We start from the raw sequence: 25,464 nt of genomic DNA, 5'->3' as shown, positions 1-25,464 counted from the left end.
CTATTGAAAGATTGCCTCTGTTCGTTTTTTACACATTGAAACGGAATAACATAATATCGCCATCTTGTACAACATACTCTTTACCTTCAAGACGTACTTTACCAGCTTCTTTAGCAGCAGGTTGAGAACCAGCTTCTACTAAATCATCGAAAGCAACTGTTTCTGCACGAATAAATCCACGTTCAAAGTCTGTATGAATGACTCCTGCACATTGTGGTGCCTTCATACCTTTACGGAACGTCCATGCACGTACCTCTTGTACTCCAGCAGTGAAATAAGTTGCTAGCCCTAGTAAATCATATGAAGTACGGATTAATTGGTCTAAACCAGATTCTTTAATGCCTAGTTCTTCTAAGAACATTGCTTTTTCTTCATCATCAAGCTCAGAAATTTCTTCCTCGATTTTTGCACAAATTGTGATAACTTGAGCTCCTTCAGTAGCTGCATACTCACGTACTTTTTGCACATATTCGTTATTATCTGCGTCAGCAACTTCATCTTCTGAAACGTTTGCCACATAAAGCATAGGTTTAATTGTTAAAAGATGAAGTCCTTTAATAACCTTTAGCTCGTCTTCTGAAAGCTCTGCAGCGCGTGCTGGACGACCGTTTTCTAATTGTTCTTTAACTTTTACAAGAATTGGTTCTTCGATCATTGCTTCTTTGTCTTTTTGTTTTGCCATTTTGCCAACACGTTGTAATCGCTTATCAACAGATTCTAAATCAGCAAGTGCAAGCTCTAAATTAATGACCTCAATATCGTCAATCGGATCTACTCCACCTGATACGTGCGTAATATTTTCATCAACAAAACAACGCACAACTTGGCAAATTGCATCTACTTCACGAATATGAGCAAGGAATTTGTTCCCTAACCCTTCACCCTTTGAAGCGCCTTTTACGATCCCAGCAATATCTGTGAACTCAAATGCTGTTGGTACTGTTTTTTTAGGTGTTACTAATTCTGTTAATTTATCTAAACGTGCATCTGGTACTTCAACAATACCGACGTTCGGATCGATTGTTGCGAATGGATAGTTTGCAGCCAATGCGCCCGCTTTTGTAATTGCGTTAAATAATGTTGATTTTCCAACGTTAGGTAAACCAACGATTCCAGCTGTTAATGCCATAAATGGACACAACCTTTCTATGATCTGTTCAAATTTGTTCTTTTTTCCCGTACTAACGGATACTGTGAGGTTACAGAAGTCCTCACTGATGAATCACTGTATAACCTTATCTATTATATTGATTCACTCATAAAAAGTCTAATACACATCTATTTCGCCTTGGCGTAATTGCGTCCGGATTTTGAATTGTGCGGGCATAATTCATTCCTTTCAAAATCCGTGACATCCGCCAAAGGCTTTATCTTCAATCAGTGGGTATCAGAACACCTACTGATTGAAGATAAAAACTAGTCTTCACTAGCGGAAATTAAAACCTTCTTCATTTTTTTCTCAAATTCGCGGCGTGGAATCATGACGCTATGCTGACAGCCTTCACATTTAATGCGTACATCTGCCCCCATCCGAATAATCTTCCACTCATTTGTGCCACATGGATGTTGCTTTTTCATTTCAACAATATCATTTAAACCAAATTTCTTTGCGTCCATATTACTCACTTCTCCCCTCTTCATTTCCATTCACACCATAGAACATCATTTTCGGATGAGCCATTGGTATATTATTTTCTTCAAAGAGTTTTGTAACATCACGACGAATAGTACGAGCCACTCCATATTGTTGCTGTGGTAATGTTTCTGCGGCTATACGAATCGTTACTTCTGTCCCCTTAACATTTTGTACTCCTAAAAAGACAGGTACTGCTACAAGTTCCTTATGAATTTCAGGTAAAGTATTTAAATACTTTTGAATAATAGATTCAGCTCTTTCAAAATTGGCATCCGTCGTCATTTGTAAATCTATATAAATTTTAGAGTTGTTGACAGAGTAATTGACAACATCGCCAATCGAACCATTCGGAATAATAAACTGCTCCCCTGTAGCACCATTAATCTTTGTCGTACGTAAGCCTATCTCTACAACAGTTCCTTCAGCTGCATTGATTTTTATATAATCGCCAACACCAAATTGATCTTCAAAAATAATAAAGAATCCCGTAATGACGTCCTTTACTAAGCTCTGCGCACCAAAACCAATGGCTAAACCGACAATCCCTGCTCCTGCCAGTAACCCTGCTATCTTAATGTTTAATATAGAGAGAATAGCAATGATTGCTGAAAAATATACAGCATAGGAAATGACACTTTGTAATAATCTTGAAATTGTTGTTTGGCGACGTTCTGAATGATCTAAAGGCGAACGCATACGCATTAAAAACACTTTTTTAATAAATTTTTTACCTAATCGGACAGCTAACCACGATGCGATCAAAATAACCGTTATCTTAATTGAAGCAGTCATTATCGTTTCCCAAAGCTTCTCTGACATCAGCTTATCCCATAAGTTATTTAATACCCTTTCACTAAACCAATCCATTATTACCACCTCTTGAATAACTTGCTAAAAATTTGCGTATACTGCATAAAAATCGAGCACTTCTTACAAATAAAAAAGAAAGCGAGTTTTTCTATGAATACTATACCAAAATTGTTACTCCCTTATTCTCTTCATCATGAAAGTAAAAATATCGTTTGGCAATTAAGTACATTATTTTTAGAACATATACCTTTTCATCATGAACGCCTTATTTTCTGTTGTATTGGAAGTGACCGTTGTACAGGTGATACGCTTGGGCCGTTAACAGGTAGCTTCCTAAAAAAGTCAGTTAGTTTTCCCTATGAAATTGTAGGCTCTTTAGAAAATCCTTTGCATGCCCTTAATTTAGACACTACTATGCAACAGCTACACAATCATACTATAAAACCTTTCATTATTGCGATTGATGCATGTCTTGGAAGTGAACAAAATGTTGGACATATTTCTGTACAGAACGGACCTATTTTTCCGGGAAAAGCTGTAAAAAAACAATTACCCCCAATCGGTGACATTTCCATTAAAGGAATCGTCAATGTTGGAGGCTTTATGGAAATGCTTGTTTTACAAAATACAAGACTTCATATTTCCTATGCAATGGCTGAAAAGCTTTCAAGAGCTCTATTGCTCGCTGCCCATCGTTACTCATTGAAAAATATAGAAGATAGCAACCACAATACCGACAATAAGGATACCTGGCAACAAGTTAGCAGCCTTGATTTTAGTTAAACCTGCTATATTTAAACCAATGGCAAAAATCATAACACCGCCTACAGCAGTCATTTCATGAATAAACATTTGTAGTGCTGCCTCAGGTATAAAAGAGCTGATAACACCCGCGAAAAGTGCAATTAATCCTTGATAGACAAATACAGGTATTGCAGATAATAGCACACCAATACCTAATGTAGATGTTAAGATGATCGATATAAATCCATCGATTAATCCTTTGGTAATCAGTACATTATGATCATTACGCAGACCACTATCGAGTGCACCAATGACGCCCATAGAGCCAACTACAAAGATTAAAGAAGCCGTTACAAAGCCTTCTGCTATACTAATTTGATTATTATCAGTTCGTTTTTTACTGAATAAAGATTCTACCCATTGTCCAAGTCTATTCATTTGCTTATCTAAATCTAACCACTCACCAATTACTGTACCGACCACTAAACTTATCATTAAAATAATAAAATTATCACTTTCAAAGCCCATTTTAATCCCTAAAAGTGCAACTGCTAAGCCGATAATCGATAATACAGTAGACTTCATCGATTCAGGTATATTTTTAAAAATACGTCCTACCAATGCTCCTACCATGATTAGCAGCGCGTTAATGAATGCCCCTAGTAATACCACGTCCCTACCTTCCTTCTCTCTAGATAAATAGAGAGCGCCTTGTAGTTTGGCGCTCTGATTACGTTATCGATATTTCTCTTACTCTTCTTGTAAATTTAGTATTTCTAAAATGCGTTCTAAATCATCTTCAGAGTAAAATTCAATTTCAATTTTCCCTTTATGATTAGCTTTTCTAATTTGTACATTTGTTCCAAAATAATCACGTAACTGTGATTCCTTAGCTGCAACAAATATATCCTTTTTCTTCGGTTGAGTTGTTTCACGTGAAACTTCTTCATTTAAGTTGTGTACTAACATTTCAACTTGTCGCACATTTAAACCTTGTTTAATGACCTTATTAGCCACTTCTGATATTCTTCTTTTATTTTTTAATCCTAGTAATGCTCGTCCTTGTCCCATCGATAATGTTCCATCGTTCATAAACTTACGAACATCCTCTGGTAATGCAAGTAAACGAACGTGATTGGCAATATGTGGTCTACTCTTCCCTAATCGTTTGGATAGCTCCTCTTGTGTTAAATGTAAGTTTTCCATTAAGCTTTGGTATGCCTCTGCCTCTTCAATAACTGTCAGATCTTCACGCTGCAGATTTTCTAAAATAGCTAGCTCCATCATTTGCGTATCTGTTAGCTCTTTTATAATAGCTGGAATAACCTCTAACCCTGCTAATTGAGTTGCTCTATAACGGCGTTCCCCCGCTACGATTTCATATTTACGTCCCTTTTTACGTACGGCAATAGGCTGTAAAATGCCATGTTCCTGTATAGAGTCAGCTAATTCTTGTAAAGTTTCTTCATCGAATATTTTACGTGGCTGAAATGGGTTTGCGACGATAAGTTCTAATTGTATCTCTTCCACTTGCCCACTTTGTTCTAAAGACTCCCCAGGAAATAGTGCACTTATGCCTCTTCCTAAACCTTTAGCCATTTTTAATCACTTCCCTCGCCATCTCTAAATACACTTCTGCACCTCTTGATTTTGCGTCATAAGTGATAATTGGCTGTCCATGGCTTGGAGCCTCACTTAATCGCACATTACGAGGAATAATTGTTTTGTATACTTTTTCTTGGAAATATTTTTTTACTTCATCAATAACTTGTAAGCCAAGGTTTGTACGTGCATCAAGCATCGTCAATAATACACCATCAATGTATAATTGCTGATTTAAATGTTTTTGCACTAAACGGACAGTTGATAACAACTGGCTTAATCCCTCTAATGCGTAATATTCGCATTGTACAGGAATAATGAGTGCATCCGAAGCCGTTAAAGCATTAATTGTTAGTAGCCCTAATGAAGGCGGACAATCGATAATAATATAATCATAGTCTTCTTTTACATCTTGAAGAGCATGCTTTAAACGTACTTCTCTGGAAATAGTCGAAACTAATTCAATTTCTGCTCCTGCTAATGAAATGGTTGCCGGAATGATTGCTAAGTTTTCGACATTTGTTTGTTGAATGACGTTCTCAACTTTTTCATCATCAATTAACACATCATAAATGCAGCCGTGAAGTTCTCCCTTATTAACACCAAGTCCACTTGTTGTATTTCCTTGTGGATCAGTATCGATTAGGAGCACCTTCTTTCCTAAATATGCTAGACAAGCGCTCAAATTGACCGATGTCGTTGTTTTTCCTACGCCACCTTTTTGATTGGCGATTGCTATAATTCTACCCATTTAAAAGCACCTGCTTTCATCCATCAAAGTCCACTTTGACAAATCATTTGTAAAATCACTAGTAAATACGTCTATCTTACTTTCATTCTATCAAAAAAACAGAACAGAGTTGTATAAAATATTAAGAATATATGCAAAAAAGGAGACATCTCAGAAATATTACTAAGATGTCTCCTTCGTACAGAGATATAAAAGCGACTTATCATCATACCGTGGGATTGATTTCCGTTCCGGTTGGACCTTTGTCGCTGCCGCTTCGCTTTCGCGCAGATAAAACATTTGTCGCTGCCGCTTCGCTTTCGCGCAGATAAAACATTTGTCGCTGCCGCTTCGCTTTCGCGCAGAGCAAAGCTTCCTGAGGACGTCCGATGAGCCTCAATGAGTCGCCCAGCCTCCACTCTAATCAACCTATATAAATGGTATACAGATGACATCCTCAATTTTGATGATGTCATAAAAGTCATTTTTTATTTTTCTAATAAAACTTCAATCACGACTTAAGACTTTTTCTTTTTAGGGATTTTCACTGTAATTTGATAATATTCCTCTGTATCTTCTTCTTCAGTCTTAACTGTAATACCGCTCTTTGTTACCATTGATAACGATTGTTTAATCGTATTTAAAGCAATGCGTACGTCTTTACTAATGGCCTTACGCTTCGGCTTTACTTTCTTCGGCTCTGCTTCTTCTTGTACTTCCAACTCTGGATGCAATAAAGAATAAATTTGCTCTTCTAACTGACGAACATTCCAATCATTTTCAATCGTTTGTTGTAAAACTTCTAGCTGTAGTGGCTGATCTTTAATTGCAATTAATGCACGTGCATGTCGTTCAGAGATTTCACGTTTTAAAATAGCATGCTGTACTTCTTCAGGAAGCTTTAATAAACGCAATTTATTGGCTACCGTGGATTGTCCTTTTCCAAGTCGTTGGGCTAGAGCTTCTTGTGTCAGCTCATGAAGCTCCAATAATTTTTGATAGGCAACAGCTTCTTCAATTGCTGTTAACTCCTCACGCTGTAAGTTCTCAATTAACGCGATAGAGGCTGTTTCCTTATCAGTTAAATTTCTTATAATTGCCGGAACTTCTGTCCATTGTAGCTTTTTCATTGCTCGATAACGACGCTCACCAGCAATAATTTCATATTGGTTTTCTGCTGTTTTACGTACAACAATTGGCTGAATTACACCATGCGTATGAATGGTTCTTGATAACTCTTCAATTTTTTCATCATCAAAAATAGTACGTGGCTGAAAACGGTTAGGTACAATTTGATCAATCGGCAGCTTTATTACCTCTTCCGCTGCATGAACCGTCTCTGCTTGTTCTACTTCATTTTTCACAATAGGCTCAGTTTTATTTCCGCCTCCAAAAAAACGTGAAAAAGGACTTTTCATCCAAGTGGCACCACCTTTAAGTAACTATCTTGCTCTGTTTTATTCTATTATTATTTATTATATTTCCTAAAATGTATATAGTTCGTAGATGTCATTTGCGTGAACCATCCATAACTAGTATGTATGCTCAAAATAGAAAAAATATTTTCTACTTTGAGAAGTTTCATATGAAACACTAATTATTGAATCGGTGATTTATTTGGTACACCTGGTTTACGCGGATATTTTTTTGGTGTTCCTTTTATTTTATCAAAGATATATAACATGCGGTCACTTTCTTCAACAGGTAGCAGGAAAGAAAACTCTTCTTTTAGTGCAACCCCTAATGTAGTCAATGCTTTTTTGGCATCTTTTAATTCTTCCGCACCAGCTGCTGCTTTTAAAGCAACAAAATAACCACCTTGTTTCGCTAGTGGTACACATAACTCTGATAAAACCGATAAGCGGGCTACTGCACGAGCTGTTACAACATCAAACTGTTCACGATATTTCGCATTTTGAGCAAATTCCTCTGCACGTGCATGTACAAAATTCATATTCTCTAATTGTAACTCATCACTTAAATGATTTAAAAATGTAATTCTTTTATTTAAAGAATCGACAATTGTTACATGTAAATGTGGGAAACAGATTTTAATTGGAATACTTGGGAAACCAGCACCTGCTCCTACATCACAAACTGTTGTTACTTTTGAAAAATCAAAATAGAAAGAGGCACTAATCGAATCATAAAAATGTTTTAAATAAACACCTTCTAAATCGGTAATAGCTGTTAAGTTCATCTTTTCATTCCACTCAACAAGTAACTCAAAATATTTTTTGAATTGAGCAATCTGCTTTTCAGAGAGTTCGATACCCTTTTTCTTTAAAGCCTCGATAAATTGTTGTTCGTTCATGTAAAGTCTCCTTTTTCTATATGGCTTTACTATCCCAACATTGACTTTTAAGCATGTATTCGCTCGCTCCTAAAATCAACAATGAGAAAATAGCATAGCCATCAATTATGTCTCGGCATAATTGCGTCCTGAATCGGCTTTGTGCTTAGGCCTGCAGATGTTTTTTGTGCGAAAGCGCAGTGCTAACGTAGCGTCAGCAACACGAGGGCCGACATGATGTCGGTCATTTCGGTAATGCCACAGGACGTGGCGTTCTTAGACTGAGTTCCTCTATTTCTACGGATGTTTGGACACCCGCTGAAATAGTGACTTAAAACCGCATTCATCTCACCACCTATGGAGATGGGAGATGAACGCTGAAAGAAGTTAAAAATAGGAAGCGGGCACAAAGGTATGCCCGCCTCTTATTCACTTTACTGTTCTTAATTATTCGCCGCTGACGCGTGCGATTTTACCTTGCTCAATATAAACAAGTAATATTGAAATATCTGCTGGGTTTACACCAGAGATTCGCGATGCTTGGGCGATGGAAAGTGGTGTAACTTGTTTTAATTTTTGTCGAGCTTCTGTTGCTAGACCTGAAATAGCATCGTAATCAATATTTTCAGGGATTTTTTTATTCTCCATTTTATGAAGCTTTTCAACTTGTTGCAATGCTTTTTCAATATAGCCTTCATATTTAAGCTGAATTTCAATTTGTTCCTTCACTTCATCCGAAAACTCTATGTCTGCTGGAATTAATGAAGAAATTAAACCATAATTCATTTCTGTACGTTTTAATAAATCTGCTCCACGAATACCATCTTTTAGTTCACTGCCACCTACAGAGCGAATAACAGCTTGTGTTGTTTCGTTTGGTTTAATAATAACTTCACGAAGACGTGCAATTTCGTTATCAATCAGCTCTTTTTTCTCATTGAATTTTGCATATCTTTCCTCAGGAATCATTCCCATATTAAACCCTTGCTCTACCAAACGTAAATCAGCGTTATCATGACGAAGTAGTAAACGATATTCCGCACGAGATGTTAGTAAGCGATACGGTTCATTTGTTCCCTTTGTTACTAGATCATCAATTAATACGCCAATATAAGCATCTGAACGACCTAAGATTAATTCTTCTTTTCCAAGCGCATTTGCAGCAGCATTCATCCCAGCCATTAAGCCTTGAGCTGCCGCTTCCTCGTAACCTGATGTACCATTGATTTGACCAGCAGTATATAAGCCTTTAATACGTTTTGTTTCTAACGTTGGCCATAATTGTGTTGGCACGATTGCATCGTACTCAATAGCATAGCCAGCACGCATCATTTCTGCTTTTTCTAAGCCTGGAATTGATTTTAGTAAACGTGTTTGTACATGCTCTGGTAAGCTAGTTGATAAACCTTGTACATACACTTCACGTGTATCGCGACCTTCTGGCTCTAAGAAAATTTGGTGGCGCGGTTTATCGTTAAATCGCACAACTTTGTCTTCAATAGAAGGACAATAACGTGGACCCGTACCTTTAATCATCCCTGAGTACATCGGTGAAAGGTGTAGGTTTGCTTCGATAATTTCATGCGTTTCTAGGCTTGTATACGTTAGCCAACAAGGTAGTTGATCCATGATGAATTCAGTTGTTTCAAAGCTAAATGCACGTGGAACATCATCCCCTGGTTGGATCTCTGTTTTATCATAATCAATTGTACGGCTATTCACTCGTGGTGGTGTACCTGTTTTAAAACGCACAAGGTCAAAGCCAATCTCTTTTAAGTTATCTGCTAAACGAATAGACGGTTGTTGGTTATTAGGACCACTTGAATACTTTATGTCTCCAATAATGATTTCACCGCGAAGGAATGTACCTGTTGTGATAACAACAGTTTTAGCGCGGTAAATAGCACCGATTTGTGTAATAACACCTTTTACTTCCCCGTCTTCGATAATTAGCTCTTCCACCATACCTTGGTGCATTGTTAAGTTTTCAGATTCCTCCAACACGCGTTTCATTTCTTGTTGGTATAAAACTTTGTCCGCTTGCGCACGTAATGCACGCACAGCAGGACCTTTACCTGTATTTAACATACGCATTTGAATATGCGTTTTATCAATAACTTTCCCCATGACGCCACCTAATGCGTCAATTTCTCGTACTACGATTCCTTTGGCAGGACCACCAATGGAAGGATTGCATGGCATAAATGCAATCATATCTAAATTGATTGTTAACATCAGTGTGTTAGCACCCATTTTGGCTGCGGCGTATGCAGCTTCAGAACCTGCGTGGCCTGCGCCAATTACGATAACATCAAACGTGCCTGCCTCATATTTTGTTGGCATAGCTCGTATCTTCCTTTCTTTAATAAAATTATTTTCCTAAGCAGAACTGTGAAAATAACTGATTAATTAGGCTTTCCTGTACTGTGTCACCTATAATTTCACCAAGTAATTCCCATGTTCTTGTTACATCTATTTGCACCATATCAACAGGTACACCAGCTTGTGCTGCAGCTAATGCATCCTCGACCGTTGCTTGTGCTTGATGAAGTAATGCAATATGTCTTGCATTTGAAACATATGTTAAATCGCCCGCTTCAATTTGCCCTTCAAAGAATAACGCGGCAATCGCTTCCTCTAGTTCTGCGATACCCTCTTCTTGTAAAAGAGAAGTTGTCACAACGCGACGGTTGCCTGCTAGCACTTTGACTTGTGCTAAATCAATTTTTTGCGGTAGATCTGTTTTATTCACAATAACGATGTAATCCATCGCTTTAATCGTTTCGAATAGACGCTCATCCTCGGCAGTCAATTCTTCTGCGTAGTTTAAAACAAATAAAATTAAATCTGCGCCACGCAACGCCTCACGTGAACGTTCAACACCAATTCGTTCAACGATATCCTCTGTTTCTCGAATACCAGCTGTATCGACTAAACGAAGCGGAACGCCACGTACATTCACGTACTCTTCTATAATATCACGAGTTGTCCCTGCTATATCTGTCACAATAGCCTTATTCTCCTGTACTAAACTATTTAAAAGAGAAGATTTCCCAACGTTTGGGCGACCTAAAATAACAGTTGATAGACCCTCTCGTAATATTTTTCCCTGAGAAGATGTTTGCAAAAGTTTTATAATTTCATTTCGTACCCATGTACATTTTTCTACTAATACTGGTACTGTCATTTCTTCTACATCATCATACTCCGGATAATCTATATTAACCTCAACTTGCGCTAATGTCTCTAGTAATGCTTGGCGTAAGTCACCAATTAAACGCGATAATTTGCCATCCATTTGTCCTAACGCTACATTCATCGCTCTATCAGTTTTCGCTCTTATTAAATCCATGACTGCTTCAGCCTGTGATAAATCGATGCGTCCATTTAAAAATGCACGTTTTGTAAATTCACCTGGCTCCGCTAGTCTTGCTCCATTAGTTAATACTAGCTTTAATACGCGATTTACTGAAACAAGTCCCCCGTGACAGTTTATTTCTATTACATCCTCACGAGTGAATGTTTTAGGTCCGCGCATTAATGACAGCATTACTTCCTCTACAACCTCATTCGTTTTTGGATCGACCAAATGTCCATAATGAATTGTATGTGAAGCCTTAGTTGTTAAACTTTTTCCACCAGGCGATTTGAATATTTTATCTGCAATTGCGACTGCTTCGTCCCCACTTAAACGAACAATAGCAATAGCGCCTTCACCCATAGGTGTGGATATCGCAGCAATTGTATCGAACTCCATTTAATGACCTCCTTAACGTTATCCACATGTGGATAAATAAAAACCGACCAATACTTACTAACACCTTAGACTAACATATTTTTCGCAAAATCTAAAGTAAGGATAATTTCCAATTGTGGATAATCAGAAAGCTCTACATTATAGCACGTATTTCGACAAATCCCGCGAGTGCTAGAACGTTCAGTCTAGATCATAAAAAAAATCATTTTGCCAATGAAATTAAGGCGTCACTGAATAACGTATGGCTCTTCAGCAAAACGAGGGGGTTGAATTCCGTTCCGAATAAGCGCTTTCCTGGAACGGAATTCACCCTCATCTAAAGCTCCACAACATTCACAAAGATTCCCTTGGCCATCTTGTTTTTCAACAACATAAAAAAGTCATTTTATCATGACGATAAAATGACTTTAGTTTTGTCTGTATGTTTTTACGAAGCTTAGTCGTTTTTTACAGGTTCAATGACTAAATAACGATTAGGCTCCGTTCCTTCTGAGTATGTTTCAATATCAAGGCGATTTGCCAATTGATTATGAATAACTTTTCTTTCGTACGACTGCATTGGCTCAAACGTTACACGCTGATTTAAGCGAAGTGCTTTATCCGCCATACGATCTGCCAGTAACTCCAATGCTTCTTGACGACGTTCACGATAGTTTTCTACGTCTAATTTCACCATTAAGAACTGCTTGGCACTTTTATTTAACACAAGATGTGTTAATTGCTGCAAGGAATTTAATGTTTGACCACGTTTCCCTATAAGCAGTGCAGCTTTCTCGGTTTTCAGCTGAAATAATACATATTTCCCTTCACGTGTCGTTTCAATTTCAAGATCATGAATATCCAATTGTTCAGCAATGTTTACTAAATAAGACTTAGCATCTTCAATTGGGCTCATCGAGGTATCTTGTTCCTCTACGACTTGTTGATCCGCTTCGCTATCACTTAGTTGTTCAGAAACTTGTGAACTTATTGTTTCAACATCATCTATTACTGTTGATTCGACAAATTGAGTCGTATTTTGCTGTTCAGCTTTTTCCGCCTCAATCGTTGGCCGAACCTGTACTTCTTTTACTGTTACACGAACTTCTGCAGATCGTGCCCCAAAACCTAAAAATCCTTTTTTACCTTCTTGTAAAACTTCAACATCTACTTGTTCACGGGTTTTCCCAAGTTTCTGTAACGCTAATGAGATCGCTTCTTGTGTTGTTGCGCCTATTTGCGTAAGTTGTTTCACTTTTTAGCCCCTCCATTTTGAGCAGGTTGTGTTTTATCTTTTTTCCAAGGTTTATAAATAAACAGGTTTTGAGCAATCGAAATAATGTTACCGATTACCCAGTATAGTGATAATGCTGCTGGTAATGCCATACCGAAACCAATAATCATAAATGGCATAATGTACATCATTATTTTCATTTGAGGGTTATCCATCGCAGGGCCCGTACGTAAAACGATAAATTGCATTAAACCAGCAGTAATTGCTAATGCCGGTGCAGGATCTGCTAACGGGAAAATAAAGAAATTCCCTAAATCGAATGCAGCTGTAGCATTCATACGACTAATCGCATGGTAGAAACCAATTAAAATTGGCATTTGAATGAATACAGGTAAACATCCAGCAAGTGGATTGACACCAGACTCACTCATAAGCTTCATCATCTCTTGCTGATACTGTTGCTGTGTCTGTGCATCCTTAGAAGCATACTTCTTTTGCAATTCCTTCAGTTTTGGCTGAATTTCTTGCATTTTTTTAGAGCTCTTTGTTTGTTTAATCATCAATGGAAGAATAGCTAAACGAATAAAAATCGTTACAACAATAATCCCCCATGCATATGAACCAAGGATATCAGCAAAGTATTTAATCGCTGACACTAATGGCCAAACAATGAATTCATTCCAGAAGCCTGTGCTTTCTTTGGAGATTGGTTCATTGAATTCTGTACAACCAGATAGTAGTAATACTACTGATACTAGCGACAAAATTACCCAAAGTTGTTTCTTCAACCTTCTTCCCCCTACAAATACTATTCACTTTTTCTAAAACTATATGCATTCTCTTCTTTATACATTTACAGTTTCCTGCTACTGAATAAAGTTATCAGTTATTTTATCATGCATATAACGTTTCACTCTACTAAATATTCTAACAATGTACATATATTTGCTAAGTAATGTTACTAATCATTCACATATCGCAGTGAAATCTCACTTTCAAATACCCCTATGTGTATTTTTAGTAATTTCACATTCACGCAGAAACGCTTTTATTTCACCACTTTGGTTGCCATCCATATTACGTCTTCTTCAAAACCTTCGCGATTCGTAGTACATGCTGCAAACTTTGTTTTACTTCATGAAAATCCATAGTGGCCGCCGGTTGTCTGGCGATAATAACATAGTCCATATTCTGCTTCACTTCATCTTTTAATTCATGAATACTTTGTCGAATATAGCGCTTGATCTGGTTGCGTGTTACTGCATTCCCAAGTTTTTTGCTAACCGATAATCCTACACGAAACTCTGTTTGTCCCTCTTTTTCTAAAAAATATACGACAAACTGACGATTAGCGAAAGATTTACCTTTCTTAAACACCTTTTGAAAATCATCGTTTTTTTTCACTCGTTGGCGTTTTTTCATTACTTTCACCTGCTACTCGATAATTATCCTTTGATCCTCATTTCTAGTTTTCCCAAAAATAAAGAAAAAAAAGACCACTGATGTGTCTCAGTGGACTTATTTTATGCTGATAATACTTTTCTTCCTTTACGACGGCGAGCAGCAAGAACTTTGCGACCGTTTTTCGTGCTCATACGTGCGCGGAAACCGTGAACTTTGCTGTGCTTACGTTTCTTTGGTTGGTAAGTACGTTTCATTTATATAGACACCTCCTGAATGAGTTGAATTTTTCAACATACAGACCTGAATATTATATAAAGTAACTAGTTATTTTGTCAATGACTTTTATAAATTTATATATTTGTGCAAATCCATATCTATATTCCCTAAAATCCTCTTCTCCTGAATAAAATAAATTATCCACAGAATACTTGTTTTTTTTACACAGAGTTGTGTATAGTATTTTTTGCATATTTTTTTATCCACAACACTTATCTACACCTTTTTCACATAAGCAGACCTTGTGGACAACTTGAACGTGCATAAATAAAAGGTATGTGGATAAGTTTCACAAACTATTGAAATGGCTTTGTTTTTCTGATACGATATCTGTGCTTCACTTTGTTGAAAACTGAAATTACTTATTATTTTATCCACAACTGTTAATATGCTGTGGATAATTTTTATCACAGCCTTTGGTTAACTTTTATCCACAACTTGTGAGTTTGTGGACTAGTTGTAAAATGAACGTGTTTACCGTTTCTATAAATGCGCTATTTTTAATTTGTATTGAACTGTAAAGGAGATTAGCAGCTTGGAACATTTAGAAGAACTATGGAATAATGTCCTGGCTCAAGTTGAACAAAAAATTTCTAAACCAAGCTTCGAAACGTGGCTAAAGTCTACTAAACTACTTTCCTACAATGGTAGTGGTTCTACTGTGACGATTGCTGCGCCAAATTCGTTTGCTCGAGACTGGCTTGAGAATCATTATATTCATTTGATTACAGGTATATTAACGGAGCTTACAGGCGAAGACTTGCTTATTAAATTTGTTGTTCAAAAAAACCAGGATTCGGACGATTTCGATTTACCAGCGCCGATTATCCAAGCAAAAAATGACGATCACCATGATATTTCACCAGGTATGTTAAACCCGAAGTATACTTTTGATACGTTTGTTATTGGCTCTGGTAACCGCTTTGCACATGCTGCCTCGCTAGCTGTTGCAGAAGCACCTGCGAAGGCTTATAACCCGTTTTTTATCTATGGGGGAGTAGGGCTTGGCAAAACACACTTAATGCATGCGATTGGCCATTATGTATTGGAACATAATCCAAATGCAAAGGTAGTCTATTTATCATCTGAAAAATTTACAAATGAATTTATTAACTCAATTCGAGATAATAAGGCACTTGATTTCCGCAATAAATATCGCAATGTAGATGTGCTGTTAATTGATGATATTCAATTTCTAGCTGGAAAAGAATCTACTCAGGAAGAATTTTTCCACACTTTTAATACATTGCATGAAGAATCGAAACAAATTGTTATTTCCAGTGACCGTCCTCCTAAGGAAATTCCGACATTGGAAGATCGTTTACGTTCTCGATTCGAATGGGGACTAATTACAGATATTGCGCCCCCAGATTTGGAAACTCGTATCGCCATTCTTCGAAAAAAAGCAAAGGCTGATGGTCTAGAAGTGCCAAATGAAGTCATGCTCTATATTGCGAACCAGATTGACTCCAATATTCGGGAGCTTGAAGGTGCGCTTATTCGCGTCGTTGCCTATTCATCGCTTGTTAACAAGGATATTAATGCGACTTTGGCTGCTGAGGCACTAAAGGATATTATTCCTAATTCGAAGCCACGAACTGTCACTATACTAGACATTCAAAATGCAGTAGGTGAGCACTTTAACATTCGTTTAGAGGATTTCGCCGCGAAAAAACGTACAAAATTAATTGCCTTTCCACGTCAAGTCGCGATGTATTTATCTCGCGAATTAACAGATTTTTCGCTGCCGAAAATTGGCGAAGAATTTGGTGGACGCGACCATACTACTGTTATACATGCTCACGAAAAAATATCTTCTATGTTGAAAAATGACACTCAGCTTCAGCAAGATATTAAACAAATTCGAAGCATGCTAGGGAAATAATACTGTGGACAACCCATACGTTTAAACACAAACTTATACACAGTCTATCTACATGTGGATAGACTGATTTTATTCACTTAAACACACTTATCCACAAATCCACAGGGCCTATTACTATATCTTTTTTATTTTATATATAATAAATAATATAAATATGTGAGGGAAAACGAATGAAATTTGATATTTTACGTGACCGTTTATTAGAGGGTTTAAATGATGTCATGAAAGCCGTAAGTTCTAAAACAACTATTCCAATTTTAACGGGGATTAAAATCGATGTAACAACAGAGGGTATTCGTTTAACAGGTAGTGACGCTGATATTACTATACAAACATTTATTCCAGTTGAAGAAGATGGCCAACAAATAATTCATATTACAGAAACAGGATCAATTGTTGTACAAGCTCGTATGTTTAATGAAATTGTGCGTAAGTTACCAACAAATGAGGTTGAAATTCAAGTAACAGCTGGTTTCCAAACTCATATCCGCTCAGGTAAATCTGAATTCCACTTAATTGGCTCAGATGCTACAGAATATCCTTTATTACCTGAATTAACAGAGGATCAAAAATTTACTATTCCCGCAGACCTATTAAAGTCAATTATCCGTGAAACAGTATTTGCTGTTGCCACTTCAGAAAGTAGACCGGTGTTGACAGGTGTAAACTGGCAGATTAAAAACGAAGCATTAATCTGTGTTGCAACAGATAGCCACCGTTTGGCAAGACGTAAAGTTCAACTGGAAAATTTACCTGAGGTTGAACATAGTGTTGTTATTCCTGGTAAAAGCTTAAATGAGTTAAATAAAGTTTTAGAGGATTCAACAAATCTTGTTCAAATCGTTATTACAAACCAGCAAGTGTTATTTAAAACTGGAGAAGTATTATTCTTCTCACGTTTACTTGAAGGTAACTACCCAGATACAACTCGTTTAATCCCAGAAGAATATCAAACAAATCTAACGATTAACGGTAAATCGTTATTACAAGCAATCGATCGTGCATCTCTTGTTGCTCGAGGTGACCGTAATAATGTTGTACGTTTTGAGATTTTTGATAATCAATCTGTTGAAGTTTCTTCTAACTCTCCAGAAATTGGGAAGGTCCAAGAAGAAATTCCTGTTGAGTCATTAGAAGGGGAGAACTTAAAAATTTCTTTCAGTGCGAAGTACATGATGGAAGCATTGAAAGCAATAGATGGTCAAGAAGTAGTTATTCAATTCACAGGAGCTATGAGACCGTTTATTTTACGTTCTGTTCATGACGATGCAATTCTACAGTTAATTTTACCTGTACGAACTTATTAAATTTCAAACAGTTTTGGTTGGAGAGAATAAACTCCATAACTTCAAGCTCTAAATGCTTTGAAAAACGTTCTGATAGTCGCTAGTTGCGGCTATCTTTTTTTACTTATGGCGGAATTTTAGGTATGATAGAGAGATAGACAGTCTGTATTTGGAGGGGAACTCAACTATGAAGGACATTAAAATTGATGTAGAATTTGTCACATTAGGGCAACTTTTAAAAATGACCGATGCTATTAGCTCTGGTGGCATGGCTAAGTGGTTTTTACATGAAAATGATGTTTATGTAAATGGAGAAATAGATGATCGCCGCGGTCGTAAATTGCGTGATGGTGACATTGTAAATATTCCTGGATGTGGTCGATTTCGTATCGTTGGCACAGCTGGACAGTAGATTATGCGGATAGAGCAGTTAAAACTTACAAATTACCGTAACTATGATGATTTAGCATTAAACTTCTCTCCAAAAATTAATGTTTTCATTGGTGAAAATGCACAAGGGAAAACAAATGTTATGGAATCTATTTACGTATTGGCGATGGCTAAATCCCATCGAACGACGAACGATAAAGAATTAATACGTTGGGATTCAGACTATGGTAAAATAGAAGGGGCCGTTCAAAAAAGGCATGGTATTTTACCGATTGAGCTTACGATTACGAAAAAAGGCAAAAAAGGTAAGATAAATCATATAGAACAAAGCCGCCTCAGTCATTATATTGGCCAAATGAATGTCGTTATGTTTGCACCCGAAGATTTAAACGTCGTAAAGGGGAGTCCGCAATTACGACGACGTTTTATTGATATGGAGATTGGGCAAATTTCGCCTGTTTATTTGCATGATTTATTAACCTTTCAAAAAATTTTAAAGCAACGTAACCATTTTTTAAAAATGAATCAAGGTAAAAAAATGTCAGATGACGTGATGTACGAAGTTTATAATGAACAATATATTCACGCAGCTACCCAAATTATTCGAAAAAGATTTCAATTTATGGATTTATTGCAAGAGTGGGCAGAGCCAATTCACGCAGGTATTTCACAAGGGAAAGAAACGTTATCTATTAAATACCGTACAGTAGCGGGTGTTGAAAAAGAACATACTTCCAGTGAAATTGAAGGCTTTTTGTATAAAAAGCTACTAGAAGCTAAAGACCGTGAATTTGATCGAGGTGTAACACTAGTTGGTCCACACCGAGATGATCTACAGTTTTTAGTAAATGGCTACGATGTTCAGACATACGGTTCACAAGGACAACAACGTACAACCGCTCTTTCATTAAAACTTGCTGAAATTGAATTAATTAAACAAGAAACAAATGAAACACCCATACTACTTTTAGATGATGTATTGTCGGAACTCGATGATTATCGTCAATCGCATTTATTAAACACCATTCAAGGTGAAGTTCAAACCTTTGTTACGACTACAAGTGTTGATGGAATTCATCATGAAACGATGGAGCATGCACAGCTGTTTCACGTGAAACAAGGAGCGATTGAAGAAAGTTAGCCCGGGGAGTTTTTTAGATTACAAAAGAATGGTAATAGTCAGCTCGGTTGACTGTTCATTCATTTACACACAATGATGTTATGAAGGAGTAGATGAAAGCCGTGGCTATAGAGAACGAAGGTTTACAAAATCAAGCTTATGAAGCCGATCAGATACAGGTATTAGAAGGATTAGAAGCTGTACGTAAAAGACCAGGGATGTATATTGGTTCAACAAGCTCTAAAGGGCTTCACCATTTAGTATGGGAAATTGTTGATAATAGTATAGATGAGGCACTTGCAGGATTTTGTACAGATATAAAAGTAACGATAGAACAAGATAATTGGATTCGTGTAGAGGACAATGGTCGTGGTATTCCGGTAAGTATTCAAGAGAAAATGGGTAAGCCTGCTGTTGAAGTTATTATGACAGTGCTCCATGCTGGAGGTAAGTTCGGCGGTGGAGGATACAAAGTTTCAGGCGGTCTTCATGGTGTAGGGGCATCTGTTGTAAATGCTCTATCAATTGAGACGATCGTTCAAGTTCATCGTGAGGGTCATATTCATGAAATTAAATTTGAACGTGGAAAAACGATTCAAAATTTAATGATTATCGGTGATTCAGATCGTAACGGTACAACTACACGTTTTAAAGCAGACCCTGAAATATTTAAAGAAACGACTGTTTATGAATATGACATTTTAGCACATCGTATTCGTGAATTAGCTTATTTGAATCGTGGTATTAAGATTACAATTGCTGATGAACGTGAAGGTGAAGAACGTTCTACTACGTATCATTATGAAGGTGGTATTCGTTCTTATGTAGAGCATTTGAATCAATCTAAAGAGCCAATCCATGATCCGATAGATGTTCTTGGAGAAAAGGATGGTATTTCAGTTGAAATTGCTATGCAATATAACGCTGGATTCTCTTCTAATATTTTTTCATTTGCTAATAACATTAATACGTATGAAGGCGGTACACATGAGTCTGGTTTTAAAACGGCTCTAACACGTGTTATTAATGATTACGCACGAAAAAATGGACTTTTAAAAGAGTCAGATGCAAATCTTACTGGTGAAGATGTTCGGGAAGGGTTAACGGCTATTGTTTCGGTTAAGCATCCAGATCCACAATTTGAAGGACAAACAAAAACAAAGCTTGGTAACTCTGAAGTTAGCCAAATTACTAACTCCTTGTTCTCAGATGGTTTTGAACGATTTATGTTAGAAAATCCTACAGTTGCTCGTAAGGTTGTAGAAAAAGGTTTAATGGCTGCTCGTGCACGTGTCGCTGCTAAAAAAGCACGTGAATTTACACGTCGTAAAAATGCACTTGAAGTATCGAGTTTGCCAGGTAAATTAGCTGACTGTTCATCAACTAATCCATCTGAATGTGAAATCTATATCGTTGAGGGTGACTCTGCCGGAGGGTCTGCGAAATCTGGACGTGACCGTCACTTCCAAGCAATCTTACCGTTACGTGGTAAAATCCTTAACGTTGAAAAAGCACGTTTAGATAAAATTTTATCGAATGCAGAGATTCGTGCAATGATTACAGCATTTGGTACAGGTATTGGTGAAGAGTTTACTTTAGAAAAGGCTCGTTATCATAAAATCGTTATTATGACAGATGCCGATGTTGATGGTGCGCACATCCGCACATTACTCTTAACATTCTTCTTCCGTTTCCTTCGACCTCTCATAGAGGCAGGTTATATTTATATTGCACAGCCACCTCTTTATCAAGTTAAGCAAGGTAAACATGTTGAGTATTGCTATGATGATATTACTCTTCAGGGAATTTTAGAACGGTTACCGAAAATGCCAAAACCAAATGTACAACGATACAAAGGTCTTGGAGAAATGAATGCAGAGCAGCTTTGGGAAACTACAATGGATCCTGAGCACCGCACATTGTTACAAGTAGAATTAGATGATGCAATTAAAGCAAACCAAGCATTTGAGCGTTTAATGGGCGATGAAGTTGAACCACGTCGTCAATTTATCGAAGAGAATGCAGTATATGCTAATTTAGATATTTAATTTTTCTTGAGAGGAGGTCTACACTTTGTCAGAACAAGAACGCTCCGGTGTTAAAGGAGTTAATATAACAAAAGAAATTGAAACATCCTTCCTCGATTATGCGATGAGTGTAATCGTTTCTCGTGCATTACCAGACGTACGAGATGGATTAAAGCCTGTACATCGCCGTATTTTATATGGCATGCAGGAACTAGGGAATACAGCTGATAAAGCGTACAAAAAATCAGCACGTATTGTTGGGGACGTAATGGGTAAATACCACCCACATGGTGACTCATCTATTTATGATGCAATGGTACGTATGGCGCAAGATTTCAGCTATCGTTACATGTTAGTCGATGGTCATGGTAACTTTGGATCTGTCGATGGCGACGGAGCGGCAGCAATGCGTTATACAGAATCACGTATGTCTCGTATTGCAATGGAAATGCTTCGTGATATCAATAAAGACACAATTGACTATACAGATAACTATGATGGTTCAGAAAAGGAACCTATCGTCCTTCCGAGTCGCTATCCAAACTTATTAGTAAATGGAGCGGCAGGAATTGCAGTTGGTATGGCGACAAATATTCCGCCACATCAACTTGGGGAAACGATAGATGCAGTGATAGCACTTTCAGAAAATCCAGCTATCACAACAGAAGAATTGATGGAAATCATTCCAGGACCTGATTTCCCAACTGGTGGATTAATTTTAGGTCGTAGTGGTATTCGCCGTGCTTATGATACTGGTCGTGGCTCCATCATTATTCGCGCAAAGGTAGAGATTGAACAAAAATCAAATGGTAAAGAAACGATTCTTATTCATGAATTACCATACCAAGTGAATAAAGCTAAGCTTATTGAAAAAATAGCAGAGCTTGTACGCGATAAAAAAATTGATGGTATTACAAATTTACGTGATGAATCTGACCGACGTGGTATGCGAGTAGTCATTGAAGTTCGTAAAGATGCAAATGCCAATGTCGTTTTAAATAATTTATATAAACAAACAGCTATGCAATCGAGCTTCGGTATTAATATGCTGTCATTAGTAAATGGTCAGCCTAAAGTAATGGGCTTAAAAGAAATGTTGCATCATTATTTAGAGCACCAAAAGGTTATTATTCGTCGTCGTACTGAATTTGACTTAAGGAAAGCGGAAGATCGCGCACATATTTTAGAGGGCTTACGTATTGCTCTTGATCATATTGATGAAATTATTGCTATTATTCGTGGTTCACGTAGTGGTGATGAAGCGAAACCTCAATTAATGGAGCGATTCAATTTATCTGAACGTCAAGCGCAAGCTATTTTAGATATGCGTTTAGTTCGTTTAAGTGGATTAGAACGTGAAAAGATTGAAGCAGAATACCAAGAGCTTCAAATATTAATTGCTGAATTAAAAGCAATTTTAGCGGATGAGGCTAAAATTGTTGATATTATTCGCACTGAAATATTAGAAGTAAAAGATCGCTTTAATGATACACGTCGCACTGAAATTACTTCTGGCGGTTTAGAAATGATTGAGGACGAGGATTTAATTCCAGTCGAAAATTCAGTCGTAACTTTAACGCACAATGGTTATATCAAACGTTTAGCTGCGAATACATATCGTAGTCAAAAACGTGGCGGTCGTGGTGTACAAGGTATGGGCACAAATGAAGATGATTTTGTAGAGCATCTTATGAATACTTCTACACACGATACAATTTTATTCTTCACTACAAAAGGGAAAGTGTTTAGAGCAAAAGGTTATGAGATTCCGGAATATGGTCGTACAGCGAAAGGATTACCGATTGTTAACTTACTCAATATTGAAAAAGGTGAAAAAGTAACCGCAATGATCCGTGTAGGTTCATTCGATGAGGATGCATACTTTATCTTCACTACTAAAACAGGTATTACAAAGCGTACACCAGTATCTCAATTTGCTAATATCCGAACAAACGGCTTAATAGCTATAAGTTTGCGAGAAGATGATGATCTTATTTCTGTTCGTTTAACAGATGGCGAGAAACAAGTGATTATCGGTACGCGTGATGGAATGCTTGTACGTTTCCAAGAGGATGATATTCGTTCAATGGGCCGTACTGCAGGTGGTGTGCGAGGTATTAAACTACGTGATGGTGACGAAGTAGTTGGTATGGAAATCGTTGAACCGGAACAGGAAATTTTAGTTGTTACAGCAAAAGGTTACGGTAAGCGTACATCTGAAGAGGAATATCGTTTACAAAGCCGTGGTGGTGTTGGATTAAAAACAATTCAAATCACTGATAAAAACGGTCCAATGGTAGCTGTAAAAACGGTTGATGGTTCAGAAGATTTAATGCTGATCACAATTAACGGCATGCTAATCCGTATGGATGTGAATGATATCTCATTAATTGGTCGTAGTACACAGGGTGTTCGTTTAATTCGTTTAGGCGATGACGAGCTTGTTGCAACTGTAGCGAAGGTTGAAAAAGAAGAAGAAGAAGAATCGATCGAAGAAGAATCGAATGAAGAAAATGCCCAAGTAGAAGAATAATAAAAAGACCGATGACGACAGCTAATGTTTGCCGTTCATCGGTTTTTTTACATAAATCATTAAAAATAAGTAATTATTTTGAATTCCATGATAAAATAAATTTAACCTTAAATTTATGGAAGTGAAATAGTGAAGAGGAGTTAATTGCGTGGAAACTATACATGTCCCAATTTCGGAGTTACGCATTGGTAAAGTAATTTCTGAAGATATTTTTGTTAATACACAATATCCAATAATTTTTAAAAACACAATAATTTCTCACGAGCATTTACAAGTTTTTTTTGCTTTTAATATTTCAAGAGTTCCTGTTTATAAAGAAGGTGTAGAAACTCAATCAGAAGTAAAAGAAACAGATTTAATTGCTCCAACAGAGCCTATACCGACTTTTAGAAAGATTTATGACAATTCAGTTGAACAATTTAAAAAGGAATTTAAAAATTGGGAAGCTGGAGCAAAGGTAGATATTGCGAAAGCACGGAAAATTATTTTGCCACTATTAGAAATGGTTTTAGAAGATCGTACAATAATTTTTGATTTAAATGAGTATTCAAATCCAAAAGACTATTTGTACCACCATTGTGTAGCAACAGCATTGATTTCTTCGGTGATTGCACAAAAATTAGGCTATGACAAAGGAATTACAATTCAAGTTGCAATTGGAGGGTTATTAGCTGATTGTGGAATGGCAAAAGTTCATCCGCGTATCCGCGATAAAAAAACAACCTTAACAGAGCAGGAGTTTAATGAAATTTATAAGCATCCGATTTATAGCTATAGTATGGTCAAAGATGTAACAATCTTAAAGGATACAATGAAAGAGGCTATTTTCCAGCACCACGAGCGTTTAAACGGTAGTGGTTATCCGAAAGGAGAAAAAATCGCTAATATTTCTACTTTCGCTCAAATTATCGCTGTTGCAGATGTATTCCATGCAATGACATGTGAGCGAGTGTATAGAACAAAGCAATCTTCTTTTAAAGTCATAGAGATGATTAATGAATCTGAATTTGGGAAGTTCGATATTAAAGTAGTACGTGCACTGATAGATATTGTTGCTGACCTTCCTATAGGGACAATCGTTGAACTATCTAATCTGGAACAAGGCGAAGTGATGTTTGTAAATAAATTTGCACCAACTCGACCACTTATCAAATTAAGCCAATCAGGGGAGATATTTGATTTAGGTAAAAATCGTACCTTCTATATTTCACGTATTATAACAAATTTATAATAGTTGAAAGGCAACCCATTTACATTGGAGTTCGCCTTTTTTTATTTTTTAATTCGATCGATAAATTATATAGGTGATAAAACAAAAGTATCAACAAAGACTTCAACGTTTAAATGAAGCGAGCTAAGTACGAGAAGATGGATCTCATAAAAATCAAGTCACATAGAGAAATGAATTCTTTGAAATTAGTTAACTTCTTTCAGCAAATGTTTTATGTAACGAAAGTGAAACGTCAGCTACTGAAGTTTCTCACTTCCGGACTAATCCTCTGAACATAGTGGTGTAGACGAATAATAGATTTTAAAAAACTATTAATTAATTTTGAGAAAGTGTTGACATAATTTTAGATTCTTGATATTATTAGTGAGTCGCCAAGAGGTGACACTAAAAAAAGATTAATGAACCTTGAAAACTGAACAAGCAAAACGTAATCAATAAAGTTTTTAATAGCTAACCTTGAGTTGGTGAACGAAACAAAATTTTGGACATCAAACATGATGCCAGCAAAACAATTTGAGCTAATCAAA

General features: G+C 36.9%; 22 protein-coding genes. 8 read left to right on the top strand and 14 right to left on the bottom strand.

The window, feature by feature from the left end; all coding sequences use genetic code 11:
- Positions 1-28 precede the first annotated feature (28 nt).
- The 3 genes from ychF to ABNX05_RS13150 all read right to left on the bottom strand — a co-directional run bounded on the left by ychF (position 29) and on the right by ABNX05_RS13150 (position 2,503).
- Complete coding sequence (gene ychF, locus ABNX05_RS13160; protein WP_049662606.1) at positions 29-1,129, bottom strand: redox-regulated ATPase YchF; 1,101 nt, start codon at positions 1,127-1,129, stop codon at positions 29-31.
- Between the two features lie 287 nt (positions 1,130-1,416).
- A complete protein-coding gene (locus ABNX05_RS13155) occupies positions 1,417-1,617 on the bottom strand; it encodes a DUF951 domain-containing protein (protein ID WP_349660169.1) in 201 nt (66 codons plus the stop codon).
- Between the two features lies 1 nt (position 1,618).
- The gene (locus ABNX05_RS13150) at positions 1,619-2,503 is read right to left on the bottom strand and encodes a mechanosensitive ion channel family protein (RefSeq protein ID WP_349660168.1); all 885 of its coding nucleotides are present in this window, start codon (positions 2,501-2,503) and stop codon (positions 1,619-1,621) included.
- A gap of 93 nt (positions 2,504-2,596) precedes the next feature.
- Between ABNX05_RS13150 and yyaC the strand changes: the two genes are divergently transcribed.
- Positions 2,597-3,229, top strand: coding sequence for a spore protease YyaC (gene yyaC, locus ABNX05_RS13145; RefSeq protein WP_349660167.1), 633 nt, complete (start codon positions 2,597-2,599; stop codon positions 3,227-3,229).
- Here the strand turns inward: yyaC and ABNX05_RS13140 are convergent.
- The 11 genes from ABNX05_RS13140 to rpmH form a co-directional block, all read right to left on the bottom strand.
- Positions 3,146-3,862 (bottom strand): DUF554 domain-containing protein, encoded by a 717-nt coding sequence (locus ABNX05_RS13140; protein WP_349660166.1) that lies wholly within the window; start codon positions 3,860-3,862, stop codon positions 3,146-3,148. The two genes, yyaC and ABNX05_RS13140, sit on opposite strands and share 84 nt — an antisense overlap.
- A 78-nt stretch (positions 3,863-3,940) precedes the next feature.
- Positions 3,941-4,789, bottom strand: coding sequence for a ParB/RepB/Spo0J family partition protein (locus tag ABNX05_RS13135; RefSeq protein WP_349660165.1), 849 nt, complete (start codon positions 4,787-4,789; stop codon positions 3,941-3,943).
- A complete protein-coding gene (locus ABNX05_RS13130) occupies positions 4,782-5,543 on the bottom strand; it encodes a ParA family protein (RefSeq protein WP_079563360.1) in 762 nt (253 codons plus the stop codon). The genes ABNX05_RS13135 and ABNX05_RS13130 overlap by 8 nt, the downstream gene beginning before the upstream one ends.
- Before the next feature lie 497 nt (positions 5,544-6,040).
- Entirely contained in the window at positions 6,041-6,940 is a 900-nt protein-coding gene (gene noc, locus ABNX05_RS13125; protein WP_349660164.1) for a nucleoid occlusion protein, read from the bottom strand.
- A 179-nt stretch (positions 6,941-7,119) separates the two neighbouring features.
- Positions 7,120-7,836: a 16S rRNA (guanine(527)-N(7))-methyltransferase RsmG gene (gene rsmG, locus ABNX05_RS13120; protein ID WP_349660163.1), complete on the bottom strand. Its 717-nt coding sequence runs from the start codon at positions 7,834-7,836 to the stop codon at positions 7,120-7,122.
- A 426-nt stretch (positions 7,837-8,262) separates the two neighbouring features.
- Positions 8,263-10,158: a tRNA uridine-5-carboxymethylaminomethyl(34) synthesis enzyme MnmG gene (gene mnmG / locus ABNX05_RS13115; RefSeq protein ID WP_349660162.1), complete on the bottom strand. Its 1,896-nt coding sequence runs from the start codon at positions 10,156-10,158 to the stop codon at positions 8,263-8,265.
- Positions 10,159-10,186: 28 nt separating this feature from the next.
- Entirely contained in the window at positions 10,187-11,572 is a 1,386-nt protein-coding gene (mnmE, locus tag ABNX05_RS13110; RefSeq protein ID WP_349660161.1) for a tRNA uridine-5-carboxymethylaminomethyl(34) synthesis GTPase MnmE, read from the bottom strand.
- Positions 11,573-12,008: 436 nt separating this feature from the next.
- Positions 12,009-12,806: an RNA-binding cell elongation regulator Jag/EloR gene (gene jag / locus ABNX05_RS13105; RefSeq protein ID WP_349660160.1), complete on the bottom strand. Its 798-nt coding sequence runs from the start codon at positions 12,804-12,806 to the stop codon at positions 12,009-12,011.
- A complete protein-coding gene (gene yidC / locus ABNX05_RS13100) occupies positions 12,803-13,573 on the bottom strand; it encodes a membrane protein insertase YidC (protein WP_349660159.1) in 771 nt (256 codons plus the stop codon). The genes jag and yidC overlap by 4 nt, the downstream gene beginning before the upstream one ends.
- A gap of 289 nt (positions 13,574-13,862) precedes the next feature.
- Complete coding sequence (rnpA, locus tag ABNX05_RS13095) at positions 13,863-14,207, bottom strand: ribonuclease P protein component (RefSeq protein ID WP_197142962.1); 345 nt, start codon at positions 14,205-14,207, stop codon at positions 13,863-13,865.
- Positions 14,208-14,308: 101 nt separating this feature from the next.
- Positions 14,309-14,443, bottom strand: a complete 135-nt coding sequence (gene rpmH, locus ABNX05_RS13090; RefSeq protein WP_004233310.1) for a 50S ribosomal protein L34 — start codon at positions 14,441-14,443, stop codon at positions 14,309-14,311.
- Positions 14,444-15,000: 557 nt separating this feature from the next.
- On the opposite strand from rpmH, the gene dnaA reads away from it, so the two are divergent.
- From dnaA to ABNX05_RS13055, 7 genes are all read left to right on the top strand, one after another.
- Positions 15,001-16,350, top strand: coding sequence for a chromosomal replication initiator protein DnaA (gene dnaA / locus ABNX05_RS13085; RefSeq protein ID WP_349660158.1), 1,350 nt, complete (start codon positions 15,001-15,003; stop codon positions 16,348-16,350).
- Between the two features lie 170 nt (positions 16,351-16,520).
- Positions 16,521-17,657: a DNA polymerase III subunit beta gene (gene dnaN, locus ABNX05_RS13080; RefSeq protein WP_349660157.1), complete on the top strand. Its 1,137-nt coding sequence runs from the start codon at positions 16,521-16,523 to the stop codon at positions 17,655-17,657.
- Positions 17,658-17,823: 166 nt separating this feature from the next.
- A complete protein-coding gene (gene yaaA, locus ABNX05_RS13075; RefSeq protein ID WP_349660156.1) occupies positions 17,824-18,048 on the top strand; it encodes a S4 domain-containing protein YaaA in 225 nt (74 codons plus the stop codon).
- A gap of 3 nt (positions 18,049-18,051) precedes the next feature.
- Positions 18,052-19,167 carry a DNA replication/repair protein RecF gene (gene recF / locus ABNX05_RS13070; RefSeq protein WP_349660155.1) on the top strand — a complete coding sequence of 372 codons (1,116 nt, stop codon included), beginning with the start codon at positions 18,052-18,054 and terminating at the stop codon, positions 19,165-19,167.
- Between the two features lie 92 nt (positions 19,168-19,259).
- Positions 19,260-21,194, top strand: a complete 1,935-nt coding sequence (gene gyrB, locus ABNX05_RS13065; protein ID WP_349660154.1) for a DNA topoisomerase (ATP-hydrolyzing) subunit B — start codon at positions 19,260-19,262, stop codon at positions 21,192-21,194.
- Positions 21,195-21,219: 25 nt separating this feature from the next.
- Positions 21,220-23,706, top strand: a complete 2,487-nt coding sequence (gene gyrA / locus ABNX05_RS13060) for a DNA gyrase subunit A (RefSeq protein ID WP_349660153.1) — start codon at positions 21,220-21,222, stop codon at positions 23,704-23,706.
- A gap of 148 nt (positions 23,707-23,854) precedes the next feature.
- Positions 23,855-24,937, top strand: coding sequence for an HD-GYP domain-containing protein (locus tag ABNX05_RS13055; protein ID WP_349660152.1), 1,083 nt, complete (start codon positions 23,855-23,857; stop codon positions 24,935-24,937).
- Positions 24,938-25,464 lie beyond the last annotated feature (527 nt).

It is taken from the genome of Lysinibacillus zambalensis (assembly GCF_040183165.1).
Lineage (GTDB): Bacteria > Bacillota > Bacilli > Bacillales_A > Planococcaceae > Lysinibacillus > Lysinibacillus zambalensis.
The sequence above is the reverse complement of the archived record's forward strand: the minus strand, read 5'-3'. Positions and strand labels throughout refer to the sequence as shown.

Coding starts and splice junctions, on each gene's coding strand:
- ychF (WP_049662606.1), bottom strand. CDS start 1,129: ATGGCATTAACAGCTGGAATCGTTGGTTTACCTAACGTTGGAAAATCA.
- ABNX05_RS13155 (WP_349660169.1), bottom strand. CDS start 1,617: ATGGACGCAAAGAAATTTGGTTTAAATGATATTGTTGAAATGAAAAAG.
- ABNX05_RS13150 (WP_349660168.1), bottom strand. CDS start 2,503: ATGGATTGGTTTAGTGAAAGGGTATTAAATAACTTATGGGATAAGCTG.
- yyaC (WP_349660167.1), top strand. CDS start 2,597: ATGAATACTATACCAAAATTGTTACTCCCTTATTCTCTTCATCATGAA.
- ABNX05_RS13135 (WP_349660165.1), bottom strand. CDS start 4,789: ATGGCTAAAGGTTTAGGAAGAGGCATAAGTGCACTATTTCCTGGGGAG.
- ABNX05_RS13130 (WP_079563360.1), bottom strand. CDS start 5,543: ATGGGTAGAATTATAGCAATCGCCAATCAAAAAGGTGGCGTAGGAAAA.
- noc (WP_349660164.1), bottom strand. CDS start 6,940: ATGAAAAGTCCTTTTTCACGTTTTTTTGGAGGCGGAAATAAAACTGAG.
- rsmG (WP_349660163.1), bottom strand. CDS start 7,836: ATGAACGAACAACAATTTATCGAGGCTTTAAAGAAAAAGGGTATCGAA.
- mnmG (WP_349660162.1), bottom strand. CDS start 10,158: ATGCCAACAAAATATGAGGCAGGCACGTTTGATGTTATCGTAATTGGC.
- mnmE (WP_349660161.1), bottom strand. CDS start 11,572: ATGGAGTTCGATACAATTGCTGCGATATCCACACCTATGGGTGAAGGC.
- rnpA (WP_197142962.1), bottom strand. CDS start 14,207: ATGAAAAAACGCCAACGAGTGAAAAAAAACGATGATTTTCAAAAGGTG.
- rpmH (WP_004233310.1), bottom strand. CDS start 14,443: ATGAAACGTACTTACCAACCAAAGAAACGTAAGCACAGCAAAGTTCAC.
- dnaN (WP_349660157.1), top strand. CDS start 16,521: ATGAAATTTGATATTTTACGTGACCGTTTATTAGAGGGTTTAAATGAT.
- yaaA (WP_349660156.1), top strand. CDS start 17,824: ATGAAGGACATTAAAATTGATGTAGAATTTGTCACATTAGGGCAACTT.
- recF (WP_349660155.1), top strand. CDS start 18,052: ATGCGGATAGAGCAGTTAAAACTTACAAATTACCGTAACTATGATGAT.
- gyrB (WP_349660154.1), top strand. CDS start 19,260: ATGAAAGCCGTGGCTATAGAGAACGAAGGTTTACAAAATCAAGCTTAT.